We start from the raw sequence: 24,711 nt of genomic DNA on the forward strand, positions 1-24,711 counted from the left end.
CGCGAAAAATTGGTCAATAAAAAAAGCTGCCTAGTCTTGCTAGACAGCCTCATTGGTTATTCCTTTTTCGCTGCTTGTTTCGATTCGGGAACTGTGTATTGTTCCAGCTGCTTTCTTAAATCATCTGGGATCGGCTCACTTTTTTGCGTTTCAAAGTTAAAGTAAACAACCGTTGATTCACCTAGCGCAATTAACGTTCCTGTTTTTTCGTCTAAAATACGATGAACAAGTTGGAAACTTTTATTTCCGATCTTTGAAACGTTTGTTTCGATTTTTAATCGTTGGCCGAAAAACGCTTGATTGATGAAATCACATTTTGTCGAGGCAAGAATAAACCGCCATTCTTTTATATCACTTCCATACCCTAACTCTTCAAACATGCGAATGCGTGCTTCTTCGAGATAAATAAAATAGCTTGTATTGCTGACGTGCCCAAGCGCATCCGTTTCACAAAAACGAATGTTTACGGTCGTTGTATGAGTTGCCATAAAACTCCCCCCTAATTTCTATTGACTAGTCAGTATGTTGCTTTTATCATAGCTATATTTTTTGGTTGATTCAACTATTTTTTTGTTTTGTTTGATTATTTAGCACATAGTTTTATTTATTAATAATAGGCAGTGATAGTCGAATATGCTGAAATGCTTTTAATAAAAAACGCAACGACATCGATGGAAACGTCGATCGATGTCGTTACGAGAAAAAGATCGGTGCAATTAGATAGGCAATCACCGACAATATTCCACACAATAGTGAAATACGTAATTTATATTTCGCATAACTCATTAAATCTAAATCCATAATTGACGCGGTTGTAATAGTTGTATCGCCTAACGGAGATGCGAAAGCACCAAACGTTCCGCTTGCAAATACCGCTCCGATCGTCATCGCTAGCGGCGCTCCTGTCGCTGCCGCTAACGTTACGCCAAGCGGCATAAAAATCCCCCACGTTCCCCATGATGTGCCGATAAAATAAGAAACAAACGAACCGATGACAAATACAGCAGCGGGAACGACTTCTTTCGGAAGCCATGTCCCAAATGTCGATGAAATGTAAGTGGCAAACCCTAATTCATCTGCGGTCAGCGACACTGCCCAAACGAGAAGAAGCATTCCAATCGGTGCCATTAATTGATTGCCGCCGTCAAAAAAATGATAAATCAGTTCATATAACGGCTGGCGCCTGATAAGATAAAATACGGCCGTTGCAATGATCGTCACAAACAATGTCATTAACATCGACAGCGTCGCATCGGCTCGTGAAAACGCATCGAAAAAAGTAACAGCCCCATTTTTTGTCCCACTGTACCAAAAGAAAAAAAACGTCGCACAAGCACAAGAAAAGCGGAAAAAACAAATGAAGCGGTTCCCCTGTTACTAATGCCAACTCTTTCCGCAGCCCCAATTGGTGAAACTGATTTGTTTTTTCTTTTTCTCTCTTTTTCTCATTTCTTCCAATCCTCACATTCATAAATGTGGTCATCAATCCAACAAAAAGCGCGATAATGGCGAAAAAGTTGTACGGTAAGCTTGCTAAAAAAAGATGATAAGCTGATTTATGGATTCCATTTTGCTCGAGCGCCCCCGCTACTACCGACATCATAAACCCTACAAACGCCGTCGCGGCGGGAAGAAGAACGATAATTGGTTCTGTTGACACATCAATCATATACGCCATTCTCCGTCGGTCAATACGAAATTTCCCAAGGATGGATTTCATCACAGGACTGAGCAACATAATACGAAACATCGGCGTAAAAAAAGTAAACGGTACGGTAAGCCATATAAATAACAGTAGCCTTCGCTTCGAATGAAGCTTTTCGCCAATCCATTGCACAAATCCTTTAATTCCGCCTGTAATTTGAATCATGCCAATTAATGAACCAAATAAATATAAAAACGCAACTACTTTCATGTGCTCTAAATCACTGATCGCTTTTAAAAGCGTGGCTACCGCTCGCTCGATTGTGTCAAGGACACTTCTTTCCAAACAAAACGCACCAATGATTAATCCAATGACAAGCCCAGGAAGAATCTCTTTGAGCCAAATTGCAAGCGGAATGATAACTAGAAACGGCAATAAAGACAACCACGTTCCTTCCATCCAATTCACCACCTTCGTCGTTACAAGGATAGCCATAATGATGAAAAATTATTATCGTTTAATGTTGATTATTTAGCACATAGTTTTATTAGATATAAATATAAAAAAGAAACGAACACTTGCGAGATGGCAAGTGTTCGCTTACTTCCTTCTTGCAAAATCAACAAAACGAAATTTATCAAGGCGATGGCGCGACTCCGTATATTGAAATAACGTGGCGTCATCTAAATAGACGAAATTTTTTACAACCACAACATGGTCATAGCCGTTTAAATCTAAATATTTTCGATCCTCGTCATTGACTTTATCGACAAACATTTCTTTTTTCGCAAAACTGATTTTCAGTTTTAACTGTTTCTCCAAATATTCATAAATCGAATCTTCACATATTTCCCGCGTCAACGTCGGAACATATTTTTTATGAAAAAAATCTTTGTCTAAAATGATTCGTTCTCCCTCAATTTCACGGGAACGAATGACTTTCCATATTTCATCTTTGCTTGTCGCGTGCAAATGCCGCTTTAAATATGGATCTGGTTTAATTACTTCCAACTCATTTACGATCGTTTTTACAGGCTGTTTCATGTTTTGGGCCAATTCTTTAAAACTCACTAGCCCAGATACCGGAAAATCGTATTTGCCAACATCCAAAACGATCGAGCCTTTTCCTTTCATTTTTTGGATATAACCATGTTCGGATAGTAAATTGAGTGCTTTGCGAATCGTCTCTCTCGATGTGTTATATCGTTCGGCAAGTTCGTTTTCTGACGGCAGTTTATCGTACGGTTTCCAATGTCCTTGACGAATTTTTTCCACAAGATCGTGATAAATGGATAAATATTTATTTTCATACATTTCGCTCACCGACATGTATTGTATCACGATTTGGTCAAGTAATAAACAATCGATTCGTACGGGCGAAGCGATATTGTCCGAAAATCGCTTGATGAATCATCATAGTTAGAAAGCAATATTTCGCTCGAATAGCCGCTTACATCGACGTCATCAGGCAATATGAACGTCGTTTCTCTTCCGTAAAAATTATTCACAACAAGCAGTTTTTCATTTTCTCCATTTCGCAAATAAGCGAAAATATCTGGATGATCTTCAAGCAACAGCTGATAATCTCCAGTTGTAATAATGTCATATTGCTTGCGAAGTTGAATAAGCCGTTGATAATGATAGAAAACTGATGTCGGATCTTCCAGCGCTTTTTTCACGTTAATTTGTTTATAGTTCGGGGCAACGCGAATCCAAGGCGTGCCTGTCGTAAATCCGGCATGTTCGCTGTCGTCCCATTGCATCGGCGTCCGCGAATTGTCGCGCGATTTCCGTTTTAAAATTTCAAGCACTTCTTGTTCACTTTTTCCTCGTTCTTGCAAAATGCGGTACATATTGAGCGACTCAACATCGCGGTAATCATCAATCCGCTCGAATTTCGGGTCGGTCATGCCAATTTCTTCTCCTTGGTAAATATATGGCGTCCCTTGCATCATATGAATGACCGTTGCCAGCATTTTCGCTGATTCTTTATGATATTTTCCATCATCGCCGTACCGCGATACAATCCGCGGCTGGTCATGGTTGCACCAAAAGAGCGCATTCCAGCCGCCGCCTTTATGCATCTTGACTTGCCATTCCGATAAAATTCGCTTTAGTGCAAGAAAATCAAAATCGGCGACTGCCCATTTTTCCCCGTTCGGATAGTCGACCTTTAAATGATGGAAATTAAACGTCATATTTAACTCACGGCGATTAGGATTTGTATATTTGATGCAATGGTCAATCGTTGTGGATGACATTTCCCCGACCGTCATAATATCGTATTTCGAAAATACTTCCCGGTTCATCTCTTGCAAAAATTCATGAATGCGCGGTCCGTCGGTGTAAAACTTGCGGCCGTCGCCCGGCGGCACCGAACCGTCATCGTCAAGAAATCGTTGATCTTTCGATAGCAAGTTAATAACATCTAAACGGAACCCGTCCACTCCTTTTTGGAACCAAAAATGCATCATGTCATAAATGCGGCGGCGCATCTCTTCGTTTTCCCAGTTTAAATCCGCTTGTGTCACGTCAAATAAATGCAAATAATATTGCCCTGTTTTCTCATCGTACTCCCATGCCGAACCGCCAAACTTCGACTGCCAGTTCGTTGGAGCACTTCCGTCCGGCTTTGGATCCCGCCAAATGTAAAAATCACGATACGGATTATCTTTCGATGTACGTGCCTGCTTAAACCATTCATGCTCCGTAGACGTATGATTGACAACCATATCCATGATCAACTTCATGCCGCGCCGATGCACTTCTTCTAACAATCGATCAAAATCTTCCATCGTGCCATATTCATCATGAATTTGAAAATAGTCACTAATATCATAACCATTGTCACGCTGCGGTGACTTGTAAATCGGCGTCAGCCAAATCACATCCACACCAAGCAGTTTCAAATAATCGAGCTTTTCGATAATTCCTTGCAAATCACCGATTCCATCACCGTTTGTATCCTTAAAGCTTTTTGGATAAATTTGATATACGACTGCTTTTTTCCACCATGGCTGTTGTTTCATTGTCGCTATCACCTCGTTCTATTATAGATAAAAGATAAAAACGATACCATTGGCGAACGTTCACCAATGGCATGTTAAATTGATTATTTAGAACATAGTTTTATAATTACATATCCGTTATCGATTTTCTTTACGGAACTTGCTGAATACAAACGTTAAGGCAAACGGTACGATAATGGCGATTGCCATTCCGATAAAGAATGGTGCCCACTTTTGCGGTACGATCGATAAAAACCCTGGCAAACCGCCAACGCCAATCGATGGAGCGATGACTTTATTTAGTGTAATAAACATTCCGGCAATCGCCGCACCCGTCATCGCCGAAATGAACGGATAACGGAAACGCAAGTTTACCCCAAACATCGCCGGTTCGGTAATGCCAAGATAAGCAGATACTGCGGAGGTGAAAGAAAGACCTTTTAACTTTTCATCCTTTGCAGCAAACATCATTGCTAATGCCGCAGAACCTTGGGCAACGTTTGACATGACAAGGATCGGCCATAAGAACGTACCACCTGTGCTTGCAATCAACTGCAAATCGACCGGTAAAAACGTATGATGCATTCCCGTAACAACGAGCGGTGCGTATAATGCCCCATACAAAAAGCCACCAATCGCTGGAACGTTATCAAAAATGCTGACAAATACATTTGTAATCGCATTTCCGATCGCAAACGTAATCGGTCCAATTGCAATAAATGCTAAAAAGCCCGTAATTAATAACGCAAGCGGTGCAACAAGCAACAATTGAAATGCATCCGGTATACGTTTGCGTAAAAATTGCTCGATTTTCGCAAGTACATAAGACGCTACAAGCACCGGCAGCACTTGGCCTTGATATCCGACTTTTTGCACTTCAAATCCGAATAAATTCCAAATAGGAATTTCCCCTTTTTCTTTCGCTGCTCCCCATCCCCATGCATTTAACAAATCAGGATGGACAAGCATCAAACCGAGGACAATTCCCAAAAGCGGGCTTCCGCCAAACTTTGTCACTGCCGACCATCCGATTAAGCCAGGCAAGAAGACGAACGCCGTATTTGCAATAAGGTTAATCATGCTAGCAAGATCTGCCCATTCTTTGTGCACTTCGACAAACGATTTGCCTTCATAAAAAATACCCGGACCCGTTAAGATGTTGTTAATCCCCATCAACAAACCAGCTGTCACAATCGCCGGCAAAATCGGGATAAAGATATCTGCTAATGTTTTAATAGCGCGTTGCAGCGGATTTAACTTCGCTTCTGCCGCATCTTTAATCTCTTGTTTTGTCGCTCTTCCAATGCCGGTCATTTCCACCATTTCGTTATATACTTTATCGACAAGCCCTTGTCCGATAACTACTTGAAATTGACCGTTCGCGGAAAATGAACCTTTTACAATATCAATGCTTTCTAATTTCTCTTTATCGACTTTCCCCTCATCTTTCAACGCAAAACGCAAACGCGTGACACAATGGGTGGCGGCAACAATATTTTCTTTTCCACCAATTGCTTCGACAATTTTAGCAACCGATTGTTCATATGCCCCCATAAGGAAACCTCCCCGATCTTTTTTCTAAAAAACGAAATTCATTTAACCGCTTTCAGGAATCGTTTTCAAAAAAACTTGTATATACAAGTCAATTTTATTCTAACCTGTATATACAAGTTCGTCAACATTTATTTTCGACATTTTTTGTTACTTTTTCTCTAACTATCACTTCTTTTGTTATATTTTGTAAATTAGCAGGAAAATAAATGATTGATTTGGAAATAAATATATAGCGATTTTGATAGAGAAAGGATGAACAAAACAAGATGAAATCATACACACTAAAGGAAGCGGCAAAAAAAGTGAAAGTCGCTCCGCGAATCTTAAAAGAATGGGAAAAAGAATTTGCACAATACATTACAATTCCGCGGACAAAACAGGGGGCACGCATTTATAATGATGCATTACTGGAGCAATTTGCAAAAATTAAACAATGGTTTGCTGAGGAAAAAACGAAACAAGAGATCATTCAATATTTACAGGCAGAACAACAGAAACAAAATGTTGGATTGGAAACAACGGTAATGGAAGGAGAGGTGATTGATATTCCGCGCCCTTTACGCCATGATACTTATTACATAGCCGAACAAGTGGCGAGGACAATGAAAGAGGAAATCGTTGGCGAGCTCAAAAAAGAAACGACGGAAGTGTTAGAGCAAGCAATGAAAGAAATGAAGTTATACGTGGACGAAATTCGCGAAAACTCCGTATCTACCAAACAAGAAATCCATGACTCACTAACGCAATATACAAAAACATTGCAGCAAGAAACGGAAGAAATTCATGAACATCTCGAAAACGTCGTTACATTTTTACAGGAAGAAAAAGCGAAGCGGGAACAAGAACGAAAGCTCTATGAAGAACAAATCATGGAGCGCGAAAAAGCGTTTCGCGAGCTCGTTGTTTCCTTCCGCCAAGCAGCGGCTAACACTGACACGAAGCGTTCGAATAAGTGGTGGAAATTTTGGTAAAACAAAACTCGGCATATTTGCCGAGTTGTTTTTTGACTTATTCCATCTCCTCTTTTCCTAACATGTTAGATGGTTGTTTCCATATATCCATGATGGCCCCCGCTTCATCACTATCGATGATAAAGGAGCCATTGCTGTAACGATCTGCAGTGCGCAGCGAAGCGGTGGAAATCGTCTCGGTTACGCCCGTCTCGGTGCGAATAAACAATACATCATCGTCCCCTTCCGTTAAAACAGAAGCGACGATGCGGTGCGGATTTGTTTTTAACTCACGAAGCATGACAACTCCACGTTTAGCGCGCGATGTTTTTTCAAATTCACTTAACGGCATTTTTTTCACGGCTCCCCGTTGTGTCGCGATCACTAAATACATGTGCTCTTCTTTCCCGATTGGATGAGCGGAAACAACATAATCTCCTTCTTTTAAATTAATTCCTTTCACACCAGCAGCGCGCACGCCAACCGTGCTTATTTCCGCTTCATCAAACCATAATCCGTATCCTTGATTCGTTACAAGCAATAGGCTTTGTTGTCCATCCGTCACGTAGACGTGTATGACTTCATCATCTTCTTTTACATTCATCGCGACAAGCGGGCGCGTATACCGCTGGACTTTATATTGCGCCAGCTCCGTTCGTTTCACCATGCCTCGTTTGGTGACAAAAATAAGGCTTAATGAGTCATCAAACTGTTTGACAGGAACAGCGGCAATAATTTCATCATTCCGATCGAGCGGGATCAAATTGGAAATATGCTGACCGACATCTTTCCAACGAATATCTGGCAGTTCATAAACAGGACAGTACAAGTAATTTCCTTGGCGAGTAAACAACAACAGCACATCGGTCGTGTTCATTTCCATTAGCGAAAGCAGCCGGTCAGATTCTTTCATGCCGAAGTCCTGACCGTTCGAAGCACTGTATGAACGGTAGCTCGTTCGTTTCACATATCCTTCTTTCGTCACCGTGACAATCACGTCTTCTGCTGGAATCATCACTTCCAAATTAATTTTAATTTCTTCAATTTCATCTTCAATTGCCGTTCTTCGTTCATCGGCATATTGCTTCTTCATCGCTTTTAATTCTTTTTTAATCACCGCAAGCAATTTCTTTTCATCATTTAAAATAGCGGTCAGTTCTTGAATCGTTTTTTCCAACTGTTCCGCTTCTTGTTTTAATGCGGTAATATCTGTGTTCGTTAATCGATATAGTTGCAGCGATACAATCGCTTCCGCTTGTGCTTCGGTGAACTCATATTTCGCCATTAAGTTGTCTTTGGCGTCGCGCTTATCACGGGAAGCACGAATGGTCGCGATCACTTCATCTAAAATCGATAAAGCTTTCATTAAGCCTTCGACAATATGCTGGCGCTCATGCGCTTTTTTCAACTCATATTGCGAGCGGTTCGTCACGACCTCTTTTCGATGCTCAATGTATGCGTCCAACAGTTCTGGAAGGCTTAGCAGTTTCGGATGACGTTTATGAATGGCGACCATATTAAAATTGTACGGTACTTGCAAATCGGTATTTTTATATAAATAATTTAAAATTCCCTCCGCATCGGCATCTTTTTTTAGTTCAATCACAATGCGTAGTCCGGTGCGGTCCGTTTCATCGCGAACATCGGAAATGCCGTCTAGCTTTTTATCGAAACGAAGCTCATCTATTTTTTTAACAAGATTCGCTTTATTCACTTCATACGGAAGCTCCGTGATGATAATTTGCTTTTTCCCGCCTTTTGCTTGTTCAATCACCGCTTTTCCGCGAATAATAATTTTTCCTTTTCCCGTTTCATACGCTTTTTTAATGCCGTCTTTCCCTTGAATAATGCCGCCGGTTGGGAAATCAGGGCCATGCAGCACCGTCATCAGCTCATCGACGGTGCAGTTCGGCTTGTCGATGCGCATAATCACCGCATCAATCACTTCGCCTAAATGGTGCGGCGGAATTTCGGTTGCATATCCCGCCGAAATGCCGGTAGAGCCGTTGACTAATAAATTCGGAAACATCGCCGGCAGCACGACCGGTTCTTTCGTCGTATCATCAAAGTTCGGGACAAAATCGACGGTCTGTTTTTCAATATCACGCAGCAATTCCGAGGCAATCGCCGACAAGCGCGCTTCGGTATACCGCATCGCTGCTGGCGGATCGCCGTCAATGCTTCCGTTATTTCCATGCATTTCAATTAATACATTGCGCAGCTTCCAATCTTGGCTCATCCGCACCATCGCATCATAGACGGACGAATCTCCATGCGGATGAAAATTTCCGATGACGTTCCCGACCGTTTTTGCCGCTTTGCGAAACGGTTTGTCCGCCGTATTTCCATCGATGTACATCGCATATAAAATGCGGCGCTGCACCGGCTTTAACCCATCCCGAACATCGGGAAGCGCGCGCTCTTGAATAATATATTTACTATAGCGGCCAAAGCGGTCGCCAAGCACATCCTCAAGCGCCAAATCTAGCAACCTTTCTGCCATCAATAATCCCCTCCTGCAACAAATACATGCTCATTGTCTAAAATATTTGGGTCGTCTTCTAATCCGAATGCGACGTTTGCTTCAATCCATTTTCTGCGCGGTTCGACTTTATCGCCCATCAATGTTGTTACGCGGCGCTCCGCCCGGGCCGCATCTTCAATCCGCACGCGAATAAGCGTGCGTGTTTCTGGATTCATGGTCGTTTCCCATAATTGATCGGCGTTCATTTCGCCAAGCCCTTTATAGCGCTGTATGGTATAACCTTTGCCGAACTTTTTCACGATTTCTTTTAATTGTTCATCCGTCCACGCGTATTCGATGATTTCTTTTTTTCCGGTGCCTTTGCTAATTTTATATAGCGGCGGCAGAGCAATATATACTTTTCCCGCTTCGATGAGCGGCCGCATGTACCGATAGAAAAACGTTAAAAGCAACACTTGAATGTGCGCGCCGTCCGTGTCCGCGTCCGTCATAATAATCACTTTGTCATAGTTAATGTCATCAAGCGAAAAATCCGGTCCGACTCCCCCGCCGATCGCGTGGATAATCGTATTGATTTCTTCGTTTTTCAAAATGTCGGCAAGCTTCGCTTTTTCTGTGTTAATCACTTTTCCGCGCAGCGGCAATACCGCCTGAAAACGGCGGTCGCGCCCTTGTTTCGCCGAACCGCCTGCCGAATCCCCTTCGACTAAATATAATTCGTTTTTCTTCGGATTGCGCGATTGCGCCGGCGTCAATTTTCCGCTTAATACCGTTTCCTTTCCTTTTCGCTTCTTCCCGCTTCTCGCTTCCTCGCGCGCTTTTCGCGCCGCTTCCCGCGCTTGATATGCCCGAATGGCTTTTTTGATCAGCATCGTGCTAATATCAGGGTTTTCTTGCAAAAAGTATGTTAAATGTTCCGATACGACCGCATCAACGGCTGAACGGGCTTCGCTTGTTCCTAGTTTTCCTTTCGTCTGCCCTTCAAACTGCAACAGGTGTTCCGGAATTCTTACCGATATGATGGCGGACAACCCTTCGCGAATATCCGATCCTTCCAAGTTTTTATCTTTTTCTTTTAACAGCCCCATCTTACGCGCATATTCATTAAACACTCGTGTCATCGCCGTTTTGGCGCCCGCTTCATGCGTGCCGCCGTCTTTGGTGCGCACGTTGTTCACGAACGAAAGCACGTTTTCCGAATAGCCGTCGTTAAATTGGAAAGCAAATTCGACTTCAATGCCGTTTTGCTCCCCTTCAAAATAAACGACAGGATGGAGAACATCTTTGTCTTCATTTAAATATTCAACAAACGCCTCAATCCCGTTTTCATAATAAAACACATCGCGCATGCCGGTCCGCTCATCGATGAGCTCGATCTTTAGCCCTTTTAACAAAAACGCAGATTCGCGCAAACGTTCGCTTAACGTTTCGTAGTTAAACGTTGTCGTGCTGAAAATGGTCGGATCTGGCTTAAATTGAATGATTGTGCCTGTTTTGTTGGTTGTCCCGATTTTTTCTAGTGTTGTAACCGGTTTTCCTCCGTGCTCGAAACGTTGTTGATAGATAAAACCGTCACGATGGATCGTCACCACAAGCCATTCCGACAAAGCGTTGACGACCGATGCGCCGACTCCGTGCAAGCCGCCGCTCGTCTTATACCCGCCTTGCCCGAATTTGCCGCCGGCATGTAAAACCGTTAAAATCACTTCCGGCGTCGGCTTGCCAAGCTTATGCATTCCCGTCGGCATGCCGCGCCCTTCGTCAAGTACGGTAATGCTGTTATCTTTATGTATTTTTACGAGAATATAATTTCCGTACCCCGCTAACGCTTCATCGACGGAGTTGTCGACAATTTCATAGACAAGATGATGCAGACCGCGGCTGTCGGTGCTGCCAATATACATTCCCGGCCGCCTCCGCACCGCTTCGAGTCCTTCTAATACTTGAATCGCATCATCGTTATATTCATATACGGATTGTTTTGTCACATGCATTCCCCTTTCAACAAAAACAAGAACATTTGTTTCTGTTTTATTGTAACATAAAATTCGTCAGCGTCTACGCTTATTTTACCGTTTCCGACAAAATTCCCTCTAAAAATGGAAATGACCATCTAAAAAGATGGTCGATTCCGTTTAATGTTGTTTCGTTAGCGCGTGTTCTACTTTAATGCAGCGATCCATCACGACCGTATATCCTTTTTCTTTTAAAAATTCATAAGCTTCTTCATTGACGACGCCAAGCTGCGCCCAAAATACATCGGCATCAATTTGCACAAATTCGCGGGCGATTTCCGGTAAATGCTCGGAACGGCGAAATACATTGACAATATCGACATGCCCGTCAATATCGGTTAATTTCTTTACTGCTTTAATGCCTTCCCATTCCTCGATCATCGGGTTGACGGGAATAATTTCATAGCCGGCATCTTTCATCGCTTTCGCCACCATGTATGACTCCCGTTCCGGATTGTTTGATAATCCAACAACGGCGATGCGTTTTGCTTTTTGCAAAATTTCTCGGATTTCTTCTCGACTTGGATTTGTAATTGGCATAAGCCCTCTCTCCTTTGTTTAATCTTTGTCGTACTATTTCTTCATGAATAAACAGAATCCTGCTAGCGGTTACAAAAAGATCATTCAAACAACTGCTCGGCAACGGATTCCACATCCGTCGTCGGTTGTTGGCAGGCAAAATTTTCGCACACATACACGGTCGTTTCCTCCCCAAGCGGTTCATACTCTGCCGCAAACGGAGCGATGTCTGCCACATCAGCCGGGTGTTCCGCCGCCAACAGAAAAACGTCTGGCGCAAATGTGTGCTGCCATTGCTGAATCAAATACTCTCGTTTTTCATCGCCTTGTTTTCCAAACAAAACGACTTCGACGGTTTGAGCCTCAAGAAGCGACAATCCTTGCAAGAAAAACGTATGACCGCTTTCGTACGTTTCGACTTGACGCTGGAAGACTTTATACATCGTTTCTGCTTTTTCCAATAGCGCAAAATCACCTGTCAGCTTTGCTAGACGAATCAGTTGCACCGCGGCAACACTATTTCCCGATGGCAACGCGCCATCGTAAATTTCTTTTTCCCGAATGATGAGCGCCTCCGCGTCGCTTCCAGTCATAAAAAACGCACCGTGCTCTTCGTCCCAAAACAAGTCGATCATTTGCTCCGTACATGCTTTCGCTTTTTGCAAATATGACAACTCCAGCGTCGCCTCATACATTTCGATATACGCCCAAATAAGATAGGCATAGTCGTCGATAATGCCAAGATGCTTCGCTTCCCCATCGCGATAGCGCACCATCAGCCGACCGTCTTGAAAAAGGTTGGTTTCGATAAATGAAAGCGCCTGCTTTGCCATCTGTAAATAGTCGCGGCGTTCATATACTTTTGCTGCTTTCGCCAGCGCGGCAATCATTAACGCATTCCAAGCTGTTAATATTTTATCATCAACATGCGGATAAACACGCAGCGAACGATCGGCAAACAGCTTCTGTCTCGCTTCTTTGAGTTTTTCGCAGAGCTCTTCTTCCGTCAGACGATATCGTCTTGCGATGCGGTCCATTCTCGTATGAATGAGGTTTGGCACGTTTTTTCCTTCAAAATTTCCTTCTTCAGTAATATCATACACATCACAATACAATTCGCCAAGTTCGGTGCCGAGCACGTTCATCACTTCATCGGGTGTCCATACGTAATATTTTCCTTCCACCCCTTCCGAATCGGCGTCAATCGCTGAATAGAAAGCGCTGTCATTAGAAGTCATTTCCCGCTTGACAAATTCAATGATTTGTTCCGCAATTTCCTTATATCGTTCATTTTTCGTTAATTGATACGCTTCCGTATATGCGATGACTAAAAGCGCGTTATCATACAACATTTTCTCAAAGTGCGGCACAAGCCACATCGCATCGGTCGAATAGCGGGCAAACCCGTAACCGATATGGTCATAAATGCCGCCGTTGGCCATGCCGTTTAACGTTTTTTCCACCATCATCAGCGCACGCTCATCCCGCTTCCATTGGTAATAACGCATTAAAAACATGAGCATGTGCGGAATTGGAAATTTTGGCGCACCGCCAAAACCTCCATATACTGCATCAAAACTATTCGAAAGCTGCCGATATGCCTTTTCGATCGACTCGAGAGACAGCCGCTCCGTTCCCGAAGCGTGCGCGGACTGTTCGAGCTCTTTTGTTATTTGTTCGGCAACCCTCGTAATTTCACTTGGATTTTCCTTATATTTGTCATATAGCTGTGTCAATACGTCAATAAAACCAGGACGGCCGTACCGGCTGTGTTTTGGAAAATACGTTCCCGCGTAAAACGGCTTCCCCTCCGGCGTCAAAAACACGCTAAGCGGCCAGCCGCCATGCCCCGTTAGCATTTGGCAGACGCGCATATAAATGGAATCAATATCCGGACGTTCCTCGCGATCCACTTTAATGGATATGTATTTTTCGTTTAAGATCGTGGCAACTTCTTCATCTTCAAAGCTCTCATGCGCCATTACATGGCACCAATGACATGTAGATATAAGCATCCTCACTTTCATCTTCATCTATTGACCCCGAAGGGTCAGGAATAGCCAATAGACACGAACACTGGCTTACCTTCCCTTTTGGCTCTTTGGAAAGCTTCAGGTCCCCACGGAAACCAATTAACTGGATTATGCGCATGTTGTAAAAGGTAAGGTGATTTTTCATGAATTAATCGATTCGTGTATTTTTTTTCATGTACTGACATCTCTCAACACTTCCTTTTGAATTTTTTTCATTATTTCATTATTGGTTCAAACTAAAAGGAATATTACCATACTTACTTCTAAATTTCACCTGAGAATATTCTGAAAATAATAACTTTTAATCAAGAACTTAGAATATCAAAAAAGCGCTGGTATCATCTTTGAAATTATTCAGAGGTGATACAAAGATGATTAATTTAACCAAAAAGCAAGAAAAGACTATAACATCAAAGTCTGGATACAAAATAAAAATCATTTCTAATAAACCAACTTTAAGTTCTATTAAAAATTTTTCTCTGGCTTTAAGTGCCTATTTAGAAAAGGAAAGTGATAAAAACCATAAAAAAACGCTCTTTCCATTGAATTTGTTGCTATTTATTTACGTAAAAGTAGAGATGATAAAAGTGAAGAGGATGTCCTTGCGAATCATCGTTTAGAACTAGTAGAATTAGCCCAAAAATATAATCTCAAATATGTAATTTATGAGGAAATTGGTACTAGTGACAGTATTGAATTTCGACCTGAATTAAAAAAACTGTTACGCGAAGTTAAAAACGGTGTATACGATGCCGTTTTAGTGATTCATCCTGATAGATTAGGACGTGGAGATTGGGCGGATGTAGGTGAAATCAGAAAAGCTTTTAAAGCTTCTAATACTGTCGTTATTACCCCACAAAAAGTCCTTGATTACAATGATGAGAACCAAGAATTGGCTAATGACATGGATGCATTAATGGCGAAACATGAATACCGTTTAATAAAGGGTAGGCTAAAAGCAGGAAAAATTAGGGGTGCAAAAAGAGGTAGATGGACAAACGGTGTACCCCCTTTTCCATACTTTTATGATAGAAATACAAAAAGTTTAGTAGTTGATGAGGCAAAACTCCCGATCTACAGAATGATGGTAGAAGAATATTTAAATGGAACGTCCTTAAAAGACATTGCTGTTAAAGTTAATAAAATGGGTATAAAAACAAACAGAGGTAAATATTGGTCCGAAGTTAAAGTTGAGCGTGTGATTTTTAGTGAGATTCATTTAGGGAGAATCATCTATGGAAAAACTAGTGGAAGTGGTCATAAAAATAAGCCCGCTAAACCTTTAGAAATTAAGGATAGAGATGAATGGATTATTGTTGAGAATTGCCATACAGCAATAAAAACTTTAGAAGAACACTCACGAATGTTAGCAATTAAAAATGCAAAACAGAAAATTCCAAAACGCGCTAGAAATGGTGTCTATGCCTTATCAGGACTAATAAAGTGTAGTAAATGCGGCTATTCGATGAGAATGAATTATAAGAAAACTGTAACCAAAGGGTTAAAGTGTTACGTGGTAAAGTGCCAGAAAACCGATCCATTTGGTAATCAATGTGGTCATCCCGGAATCGATGCTGATATCTTACTTGAAGCAATCGAAAACGAACTCTTACTATATTTAAATGAAATTAAACCCGTGGTGCTAGATAAAATCAGACAAGCATAAAAATAGCCCTTGCATGAGGATCTCCTTAAAATGAAAGTGCGACCAAACATTTAAAAGGAGAATTCACATGCAAGAGCACTTTCATTTTACAACAGATCGAGCCAAACTTCAAAAACAATATGTATCGATTTTGTGTTTTGTATCAGCTCAACTATCGAGTATCCAGATTCATCTTCAACGTCGAAATCTTCATTTGTTGAAACAGAAGGACGAGGTCATCATCGCCGTCCATGTCCTTGGAAAGTTGTTAGGCTTCACTTCCGAACGGGCTTGGCACCGGTTTGTGATCGGGAATTTGTTTTCCAAGGACTTGTTCCCTGAACGTTCTCGATACAACCGTCGCTGCCGAGCGCTTGGCTTTGCGATCAAGTGGATGCGGCACCAGCTGGCCAAGCGTGGACAACACCATGCGTATGCGGTCGTGGACAGTTTGCCGATCGAGCTGTGTCATTCATCCCGAATGTATCGCGCCAAACGGTTTCGTGGAATTGCGGATATTGGCTATTGTGCTTCGAAAAAGATCGCTTTCTATGGGTTGAAACTTCATCTGCAGGCCACCGACCAAGGGCTTCCGATGGGATATGTCGTCACTGAAGCGTCTTGTCACGACCGGGTGGCCGCTGAAACCGTCATGACGCAAATTCCACATCCATATAACCTAGGTGACAAAGGGTACATCAGCCAAAAACTGCAAAAGAAGCTGTACGAAGAGCATCGAGTCGCTTTTTGGACGCCCGTTCGAAAAAATCAGCGAATTCTCCAATCCGACGCATGGAAACAGTGGATGAAACGAAAACGCAAAGTGATTGAAACCGTGTTTTCGATTTTAGTCGATTCGTATCGGATCACCGAGATTCGAGCGAACTCGATTTCTGGATTTGAAACGGCACTGGATGGTATTTTACTGGCTTACTCCCTTGTTGTTCTTGGGCTAGTTGAGTGTTAAAACTCAACTAGCACCACGGGTATATATAAATATTTGTCTAAAGGTACCCCAGTTTGGGTTATTACCAACACAACCTTTCGTGTACTCCCTCCGTCTGAATTTATGGAATGGCAGACCCCGCAAGGCCCTATAAAAATAACATACCGGGAGCATTCCGTGTTAATCACTGTATATGATGAGAAATATATTTATTTTAATGACCCATTGACAGGTACGAAAAATAAAAAAGCACCTAAGTCTGAATTTATTCAAGCTTGGATACAAATGGGCAAACAAGCTATTACCTATAACCGCAATTAACCGGTTATAGGTAGTGGCTTGTCTTTTTTATTTCAAAATGTAATTTGACTCCTATTAATGTCAAACAATAATTTAATCTTCGAACGATGATGTATAAAATTTTGTGTAAAGCATTTTGCTAGACCAAAAGAAAAAAGGTAGGGTATTCTCTGATTGAACCCAAACATTCCAGAGAAAGGAGAACCCTACCTATGTCTAAAAGTATACCGAATGTCGACTGGGCAAATCAACTGGAAAGTGTCATTCGTCAGTTTGTAAAGGAAAAATTAGAACTGATCATGCGGGAAGAAATCAAGAATTTCCTCGAAATAGAACAGGCCGGAACATCAAATATGAGAAACGGCTACTATCAGCGAAATCTAGATACGCAATATGGCCGGATTGAGGGTCTTTTGGTTCCAAGAGACCGAAACGGGGAATTTCAAACACAGTTGTTTGCCCCTTATCAACGCCACACCGGCTGGCTGGAGGAAGCCATCATCAGGATGTATCAAAGTGGCATGAGTACACGGGAAATTGGCAAGTTTATCGAACGAATTCTAGGAAATGCTTATTCTCCAGCGACGATCAGCCGTATTACCGATGTCGTGAAAGAAGACATCGAGAAATGGCACCATCGTCCACTATCCAAACGTTATTCTGTCTTATATTTGGACGGCTTGTACGTGAAACTTCGCCGGGATACGGTAGAGAAAGAAGTTATTTATGTGGTGTTAGGAGTGAACGAAGAAGGATATCGCGAAATTCTGGATTTCTTCGTGGGAGGACAAGAAAGCGCCTATGGATGGCGGGAGATTCTCCAACAGCTCTACAAAAGAGGCGTCAAGGAAGTGCTTCTGGGCGTATTCGATGGACTACCGGGGCTGGAGGAAGCCTTTAAGGCGGTGTATCCGAAAGCCGATGTGCAGCGCTGTGTCGTGCACAAAGTCCGCAACACCCTCAGCCGTGTTCGGAAAAAAGACCAATTCGAAGTGGCCGAGGATCTCAAGCTGATTTATCGCGCGCCGAATAAGGAGATGGCGTTACAAATGTTTCAACAGTTTGAGTCGAAATGGTCCAGCAAGTATCCGAGAGAAGTTCAATCTTGGGCAAATGAGTTGGATGTCCTCCTTACATTTATGGATTATCCAAGCAGTATTCGAAGTGTGATTTACACGACCAATGCCATCGAACGAACGATCAAGGAGATTCGGAAACGCCTAAAACCGATGAACAGTTTGAATAGTTTAGAAGCCGCTGAAAAAATCGTGTATTTGACCATTCAAGATTTTAATGAGAAATGGGCAGGGCGAAAGTTGCGAGGATTTGCCGAAGCGCATGAAGCCCTTCAACGAATGTTTGAAGAACGTTATCATTAACCAAATACTGTAAATAAACAAAATAGGGGGATTCTCCCTTTCCACACAGGAGACTGAATATTCAGTCTCCTGTGTGGAGAAAATCAGTCCCCTATCAATTCAAATCCATTTCAGAGAAACCCTACCCCATTTACATTACACAAAATTCTTGACGGTACCAGAAAAACCAAAACAATAGATACCCAATTTCTTACATAGTTGAAACATCTTTGGTCTTTTAATTGTTGGTCTATTTCAAATCCGTATACTAGCAGACTCATGATTAAAATTGGAGTTACTATTGTTACTGAGAATAAAATTGGCATTAAAAAGCTATTTACACTTTTATAAAAATAAAATGGTAAGAATTTTGACACTGCAGAGATTATTGGATCGAAGAGGAATGACGTCAAAAATCCGAGACTCAAACTCATCATCTTAAATTTAAATGAAAATAACAAAAATAAAATATACACCATGACTATAGCACTGACAACCTTACCTATGATTTGGATAAATGACAGTAACCAGAGATCTCCAAATTTTGTCGCCCAAAATATCATCACGAATAACCCAATTGTTTTCCCCAGAACGAGATAACATAGTTCTCTTATCCAATTTTGATGAAATTGTTTAAAAAGGTAACAAATAAACAAAATGTTTATATAAATTTGGCTTGGTGTAAATAAAGCCAATAGACCTAAGTATATTGTTTTTAATATCCTCGTTTGGCTTTCATGATAATGACTCCAAAAAAACTCGTGAATATTTAATAAGAATACATCTACAAATTGGTTGTATAATTCCATATAATACTCCTCACAAAATTAATGTGTTTCAAATTTTTCCTTTGATAATATTCACTTTATGTTGCCTATTGTCCACATCTTTGTTTTCTGCAACTAAAAATTTAAGCGAAATGCAATGAAAAAGTTTAGCACCATAGTTCCATAAAAGTAAATATAATCCATATACCAATATAATTATCTTACTCTATAAGGCTTGACATGGAGTCTCTGCGTGCATGGATTCTTTTGCGAAGGCTGCAGCACAAAAGGAGTTCGCAGAGACAACCAGCCTACCATGCACGCCACTCCATGTAAAGCCGTGTCTCTGAATTATATTTTGTGAGAAAACTGACCTGTTTTGTTTCCAATTTAGTGCTTAATTTTTTATCTTGCATTTTCCTAAAGTTTTATTTTGCATTAAACACGTCTTTAAATTTGTAAGCAACATGTTATTCACAATAAATAACCAACCATACCCATCATTAGAAAAAAGTGTTTTAGCTTTTCCCCTCCTGAAAACTTAATATTACTAAAAACCGGTGAAACCCCCATAAAATCTGTTGATAAGAAATGATGTTAACTTTGTCATCCAATCAAAAAACAAGAATATTCCCATAAAAACCATAATGTAACCACTGACTTTTAAAATCGTCCGGTTATATTTTTTAATCCAATGTAATTTTCCAATAAAAAACGCCATAGTAAAAAAAGGAATTGAAAAACCAAGTGAATACATTATCATATAAAACAGTGCTTGATTGGGATTTGTTACAGCTAAAGCGATTACGGAAGCCAAAATCGGGCCTGTGCATGGTGTCCAACCGGCAGCAAATCCAATTCCAATGAGACTTGATCCAAAGTAACCTGTTGGGCGATTCCGAAACGAAAACATCTTCCTATCTTTCATAAGAACAGATGGTTTAAATACACCGATGGTCATCAGGCCGAAGAAAATGATTAAAATGGAACCTATTTGCCTTATTAAATCATCGTATTTTAAAAAGAAGGATCCTATAACGGACGTAGAAAAACCAATCACGATAAAAATCACTGTAAAACCAAGCAAGAAGAAAGCTGTATGTAAAAGTGCCCTCTTCTGCAATAATCCATTATTTTCTTTTATTTCTTCAACCGAAATACCCGTAATATAAGATAAAAATGCGGGATAAAGCGGAAGACAACATGGTGAAATAAACGATAAAACTCCTGCACCAAATGATAAAATCGCATTAACCTCTGTCATGATATCAGCTCCTTTAATAACAAAAAGGGAGCTCCCTCCCTATCATGGCATAATTTGAGTCATATATTTCTCTATATCTTCTTCAGTTAGACTGGCTGTGATTCGATCAACTACTTTTCCATTTTTGTCAATTAGAAATGTAACTGGGATTGGCCCCACACCATATAAATCAATGACTTCTTCTTTCTCATCTAGCAAAATTGGAAAAGTCAGACCATAACGTTTTACAAACTTTTCTACTGTTAATTTTGGTTCACCTACATCAACTGCTAAAATCGTAACTCCTTTGTCTTTAAATTTCTCATACTGATTTTGCATATAAGGCATCTCTTCTTTACAAGGCGGACAATAGGTGGCCCAAAAATTTAAAAACACACCTTGTCCTCGATAATCACTTAATCTTACCGTTTTTCCATCAAGAGTTTGTAATTGAAAATCCGGGGCTTGGTCGCCACGAGAGACCATTCCATTGTCATTGTTAAAAATACTTGAATATAGTACATAAATGATCGTAGCAACAAATCCAATTAAAATCCCAATTCGCACGATAAGTCTTCTTTTTTTAGCCAAAACGAAAAACACTCCTTTACAAATTCTTTTAAGCATATGAATGCAATCCAGCAATGACAAGATTTACGACAATTAAATTAAACATTATGATGACAAAACCTATCACAGACAGCCAAGCAGACTTTTCTCCTTCCCAACCTTTTGATAATCGGAGATGGAGATATGCTGCATAGAAAAGAAAAGTGATTAATGCCCAGACTTCTTTTGGATCCCATCCCCAAAACCTTGTCCATGCTTCTTGTGCCCATATCATTGCAAATATTAACGCACCTAATGTAAATACCGGAAAACCAATAATTACTGAACGATAACTGATTTCATCTACTAATTCCGGACGAATATTTTTTAAGTATGGTTGAATCTTTGCCCCAATTCTTTTTTGGAATAAAAGTCGCAACATTATATATAACACGAGTCCCATTAATAATGACCAAATCAATGAATTTAGTTTTCTTGGTGCATTGACCCCATTCATCCATGAAGGAGCTTCTACAATTGGTTTAAAAGAATGAGAACTCTTCACGATTTCCCCGTCAGGAGGCCCTACTATGGCTGGCATATGATAAACAAGCTCTTGTTCTTGTTGTGTTTCATTTACCCATGAAAATGTTGTTTCAAAATTCATGGCATTAAAAATATAAGAAACAATGGCGAAAGCTAATGTACTTAATATAGAATAAATCACAAATTCAATCCAAAAGGTTTTTTTGCTGCTCTTCGTTTGGTCAACAACTCGCAATAAGTAAATAAAACCTGCTACAAAACTAATGGTCAAAATTCCTTCTCCTAATGCTGCTGTTGTCACATGAATTTTCAGCCAATAACTTTGTAAAGCTGGCACTAATGGCGATGCCTCTTTTGGAAATACACTGGCATAGGCAATAACCGTCATCGCAGTAGGAAGTGCAAATAGTCCAATGATGTTTGTTTTATAAATTAAATAGATTATTAAATACCCCAAAACGATCATCATGCCTAAAAATGTAGTAAACTCAAACATATTGCTTACTGGTACATGAGAAATGGCAATCCAGCGAGTAATAAAATAACCGATTTGCAATAAAAAACCTAAAGCAGCAACAATGATTGAAATACGTTCCCATTTTTTGATTTTCAAAGAAGCTTTCTTTTGTTTTGACGCGAAAGATCCCCATGCTAGAATGGTTGCTATAAAATAAGCAAAAAATGAACTAGCTAAAAGATTACTGCTCACATTAATCATGCTACCTCTCCTTTATGCTCTTTTTGATCCTGAGGCTTGGTTAAATCTGTATCTTTAATTACATAATCAATCTCTTTTTTAAGTCCATACCAGTTTTTGTTTGTATGTGCTGCCATCCAAATTTCATTTCCGACGATTTGCACCCAGATTCTTCGATGGTTCCAATACATACCTTGAACAAGACCAATCATAAAAATTAAGCCGCCGAATGCTATGACTCCTAAGGTGCGGTCTTTTCTTACAGTTAAAGCAGTAACATTACGTACATCCAATTTTGTAAACGTCATTTTAAATTTGTTTTCACCGAATGGCTCCAAATTTTGTCGAATAGCAACAAAACTGATTTCTCCATCCTTTGTTTTAGGGGTGTACATTTTAAATACAAATGCAGGGTTATTTGGAATTTTGGATTTTGTTGTTGGACCTTTATCGCCAAATTCAAAATCAGGAAAATATTCGAGAATTTCCACTTTATACCCATTTCCTAAATTGTAAGTAGATTTTGGATTCAATAAATCAACTTCTATTTCTCCAAAGGTTTTTCCGGTCTCTTTTTCCTCCAACTTAAAATACATTTTATGAAACTCATTCAACTTGTAACTTGTTTGATAAAGAGCAAATCCATCGAATTTTAAAGGATGATTGACCTTAATCGATTGTTGTTTAAGTTTAACTAGTTTAGGTTCAGCACCAGCAATTCCTACATTTTTGTTTTCATAAAGGATAGCATCAGTCTGATAGTTTTTTGGAATTCCATTACCGACTTTTTTTATTATTTCTTGAAACTTTTTATCATCTTGATCATAAGTCTCTAATATGAATCTTTCACTTTTTAAATAGTATTTTCTGTCTGTACCAGGGATTGCTTCTGTTTCTCCATCACGAATCCAGAGAACTTCATCCACGTACATTCCTGGGAAAAATCTTAACATCGCGCCAATTAATACAATCACCAGACCAAGATGATTAACATACGGTCCCCATCTGGAAAAACGTCCTTTTTCCGCGAGAATATTTCCGTTTTCTTTACGTATCTGATAATGTTTTTCTTTTAATTTCTGCTCAACTTGTTTTATCGTTTCGTGAGGATTTGGAACTCGTGATATTCCAAAGATTCTTTGACGTTTTAAAAAGCTTGTATGCCTTGTAACACTCTGTTTTTTTAAAGCCCGATATAGGGGAACAACCCGATCTAAACTTGCAATAATTAAGGATAAACCCATTGATGCAAGCAAAAGCATATACCACCAAGAGCCATACAGATTATGGAATCCTAATGTGTAGAAAATATATCCAACTACCCCATACTGTTCTTTATAATATTGTGCTGGATATACATTAGGTGGAATATACATTTCCTGTGGCAATATTGTACCAATAGCTGACGCAATAAGAGTTAACACGATAATCCAAATTCCAACTTTTACAGACGAGAAGAAGTTCCAAATTTTATCAATTATTGTTGTTTGATATGTTTTCGATCTCCTTGCAACCCCTTCATATCGCATATCCAGAAGTTTCTGTTCTGTTTCTTCATGAAACGGTTTGCCGCACGATTCGCATAATTCCGTTCCAATAGGGTTTTTATGCCCACATTCGCACTCTATTAATTGCAATTTCCTCACCTTTCTATAAATGCTTTTCTATTGCCTCATAGAATTATAGAAGAAAAATTTGAAGTAAATATGGAGAAGACCAAGGAATTATCAATTTACTAATATTTACTCAAATAAAACAGGCAACCAAACTCGGTTTCCTTTTTCACATTATTGCTGTTTTATTAGCATGTTTTGTCTTAGACAATATAATGACATTGGAATCATCAGTTTGTTTGAGAAATTCGATTTCTTCCATTAATTTCATATTTTGCTCTTGTAAATTTTCCACTTGCATCTGCAATGATTTCAGTTCATTTGATTGATTTGTTGACTGAGTTGTATGACAGTCCTTTTTCCCTCGTGTAAACATCCCTTTCATACAGAATAACATCATTAAGGGACATAATAAGTATATCAACCATTCCATATTCCCTAATCCCCTTTCATTTAAATAGAAACCTCTTTCAGTGGGGAGCTCCTTCCTTCACACTACAAGTTAGTTTACTGAATCGAGTTCTTTTGGGCGGTTAATCTCTTGTTTGGAGAGACTTACCGCCCATTAGAACATGACAACTTTGGTAAAAAGAAGGACTTTTATCGATTTTCAAACGATGCTTTTATTCAGCTTTATTATAAGATTCCATGAATTCTCCGCATGCCTTCATCATTTTTTGTCCTTCAGGAGAATTCATCGCTTCCATCATTTTCATCATACCGTCTCCATTCATCATGTTCGTCATACTGTCTGACTTTTCCGCATAAGAAAACTGTCCGACTACTAACAATGTTGCTAGCGCAAATGAAGAAACAAATGCAATTTTCTTTTTCATCT

The 24,711-nt window shown here is 40.2% G+C and carries 18 protein-coding genes and 3 pseudogenes; 6 read left to right on the top strand and 15 right to left on the bottom strand.

What is annotated here, in order from left to right; genetic code table 11:
- Positions 1-56: 56 nt before the first annotated feature.
- The 5 genes and pseudogenes from NXM86_RS08990 to treP form a co-directional block, all read right to left on the bottom strand.
- Positions 57-488 carry an acyl-CoA thioesterase gene (locus tag NXM86_RS08990; RefSeq protein ID WP_171698850.1) on the bottom strand — a complete coding sequence of 144 codons (432 nt, stop codon included), beginning with the start codon at positions 486-488 and terminating at the stop codon, positions 57-59.
- Between the two features lie 205 nt (positions 489-693).
- Positions 694-2,104: pseudogene (locus NXM86_RS08995) on the bottom strand (Na+/H+ antiporter NhaC family protein).
- 141 nt (positions 2,105-2,245) lie between these two features.
- Complete coding sequence (treR, locus tag NXM86_RS09000) at positions 2,246-2,959, bottom strand: trehalose operon repressor (protein WP_062754044.1); 714 nt, start codon at positions 2,957-2,959, stop codon at positions 2,246-2,248.
- 23 nt (positions 2,960-2,982) lie between these two features.
- Positions 2,983-4,674 (bottom strand): alpha,alpha-phosphotrehalase, encoded by a 1,692-nt coding sequence (gene treC, locus NXM86_RS09005; protein ID WP_089097615.1) that lies wholly within the window; start codon positions 4,672-4,674, stop codon positions 2,983-2,985.
- A gap of 117 nt (positions 4,675-4,791) precedes the next feature.
- A complete protein-coding gene (treP, locus tag NXM86_RS09010) occupies positions 4,792-6,207 on the bottom strand; it encodes a PTS system trehalose-specific EIIBC component (protein ID WP_015863865.1) in 1,416 nt (471 codons plus the stop codon).
- Between the two features lie 266 nt (positions 6,208-6,473).
- Between treP and NXM86_RS09015 the strand changes: the two genes are divergently transcribed.
- Positions 6,474-7,178, top strand: a complete 705-nt coding sequence (locus NXM86_RS09015) for a MerR family transcriptional regulator (RefSeq protein WP_062754050.1) — start codon at positions 6,474-6,476, stop codon at positions 7,176-7,178.
- Positions 7,179-7,215: 37 nt separating this feature from the next.
- Here NXM86_RS09015 and parC read toward each other — a convergent pair whose 3' ends face one another.
- From parC to NXM86_RS09035, 4 genes and pseudogenes are all read right to left on the bottom strand, one after another.
- The gene (gene parC / locus NXM86_RS09020; RefSeq protein ID WP_498958958.1) at positions 7,216-9,660 is read right to left on the bottom strand and encodes a DNA topoisomerase IV subunit A; all 2,445 of its coding nucleotides are present in this window, start codon (positions 9,658-9,660) and stop codon (positions 7,216-7,218) included.
- Positions 9,660-11,630 carry a DNA topoisomerase IV subunit B gene (gene parE, locus NXM86_RS09025; RefSeq protein WP_015863862.1) on the bottom strand — a complete coding sequence of 657 codons (1,971 nt, stop codon included), beginning with the start codon at positions 11,628-11,630 and terminating at the stop codon, positions 9,660-9,662. The genes parC and parE overlap by 1 nt, the downstream gene beginning before the upstream one ends.
- Positions 11,631-11,777: 147 nt before the next feature.
- The gene (locus tag NXM86_RS09030) at positions 11,778-12,197 is read right to left on the bottom strand and encodes a CoA-binding protein (protein ID WP_015863861.1); all 420 of its coding nucleotides are present in this window, start codon (positions 12,195-12,197) and stop codon (positions 11,778-11,780) included.
- 80 nt (positions 12,198-12,277) lie between these two features.
- Positions 12,278-14,394: pseudogene (locus NXM86_RS09035) on the bottom strand (thioredoxin domain-containing protein).
- 186 nt (positions 14,395-14,580) lie between these two features.
- Between NXM86_RS09035 and NXM86_RS09040 the strand changes: the two are divergent.
- From NXM86_RS09040 to NXM86_RS09060, 5 genes and pseudogenes are all read left to right on the top strand, one after another.
- Entirely contained in the window at positions 14,581-14,829 is a 249-nt protein-coding gene (locus tag NXM86_RS09040; RefSeq protein ID WP_498958959.1) for a hypothetical protein, read from the top strand.
- Positions 14,766-15,875 (top strand): recombinase family protein, encoded by a 1,110-nt coding sequence (locus NXM86_RS09045; protein WP_498959020.1) that lies wholly within the window; start codon positions 14,766-14,768, stop codon positions 15,873-15,875. The genes NXM86_RS09040 and NXM86_RS09045 overlap by 64 nt, the downstream gene beginning before the upstream one ends.
- 67 nt (positions 15,876-15,942) lie before the next feature.
- Positions 15,943-16,821 (top strand): IS982-like element ISGth1 family transposase, encoded by an 879-nt coding sequence (locus NXM86_RS09050; RefSeq protein ID WP_498958960.1) that lies wholly within the window; start codon positions 15,943-15,945, stop codon positions 16,819-16,821.
- Positions 16,822-16,830: 9 nt separating this feature from the next.
- Positions 16,831-17,121: pseudogene (locus tag NXM86_RS09055) on the top strand (C39 family peptidase); the annotation flags it as partial.
- Positions 17,122-17,312: 191 nt separating this feature from the next.
- Entirely contained in the window at positions 17,313-18,479 is a 1,167-nt protein-coding gene (locus NXM86_RS09060; RefSeq protein ID WP_498958249.1) for an IS256 family transposase, read from the top strand.
- Positions 18,480-19,775: 1,296 nt separating this feature from the next.
- On the opposite strand, the gene NXM86_RS09065 is transcribed toward NXM86_RS09060, so the two are convergent.
- The 6 genes from NXM86_RS09065 to NXM86_RS09090 all read right to left on the bottom strand — a co-directional run bounded on the left by NXM86_RS09065 (position 19,776) and on the right by NXM86_RS09090 (position 24,709).
- On the bottom strand, positions 19,776-20,489 hold the full coding sequence (locus NXM86_RS09065; RefSeq protein ID WP_042411620.1) for a cytochrome c biogenesis CcdA family protein: 714 nt from the start codon (positions 20,487-20,489) through the stop codon (positions 19,776-19,778).
- A 42-nt stretch (positions 20,490-20,531) separates the two neighbouring features.
- Positions 20,532-21,059: a thiol-disulfide oxidoreductase ResA gene (resA, locus tag NXM86_RS09070; RefSeq protein ID WP_231883423.1), complete on the bottom strand. Its 528-nt coding sequence runs from the start codon at positions 21,057-21,059 to the stop codon at positions 20,532-20,534.
- A 28-nt stretch (positions 21,060-21,087) separates the two neighbouring features.
- Positions 21,088-22,281 carry a c-type cytochrome biogenesis protein CcsB gene (gene ccsB / locus NXM86_RS09075; protein WP_042411624.1) on the bottom strand — a complete coding sequence of 398 codons (1,194 nt, stop codon included), beginning with the start codon at positions 22,279-22,281 and terminating at the stop codon, positions 21,088-21,090.
- The gene (gene resB, locus NXM86_RS09080) at positions 22,278-23,897 is read right to left on the bottom strand and encodes a cytochrome c biogenesis protein ResB (RefSeq protein ID WP_042411627.1); all 1,620 of its coding nucleotides are present in this window, start codon (positions 23,895-23,897) and stop codon (positions 22,278-22,280) included. The genes ccsB and resB overlap by 4 nt, the downstream gene beginning before the upstream one ends.
- Positions 23,898-24,042: 145 nt before the next feature.
- On the bottom strand, positions 24,043-24,306 hold the full coding sequence (locus NXM86_RS09085; protein ID WP_498958964.1) for a DUF2933 domain-containing protein: 264 nt from the start codon (positions 24,304-24,306) through the stop codon (positions 24,043-24,045).
- Between the two features lie 190 nt (positions 24,307-24,496).
- A complete protein-coding gene (locus NXM86_RS09090; protein ID WP_498958965.1) occupies positions 24,497-24,709 on the bottom strand; it encodes a hypothetical protein in 213 nt (70 codons plus the stop codon).
- Between the last annotated feature and the right edge of the window lie 2 nt (positions 24,710-24,711).

It is taken from the genome of Geobacillus sp. CX412 (assembly GCF_027942335.1).
Taxonomy (GTDB): Bacteria; Bacillota; Bacilli; order Bacillales; family Anoxybacillaceae; genus Parageobacillus_B; species Parageobacillus_B toebii.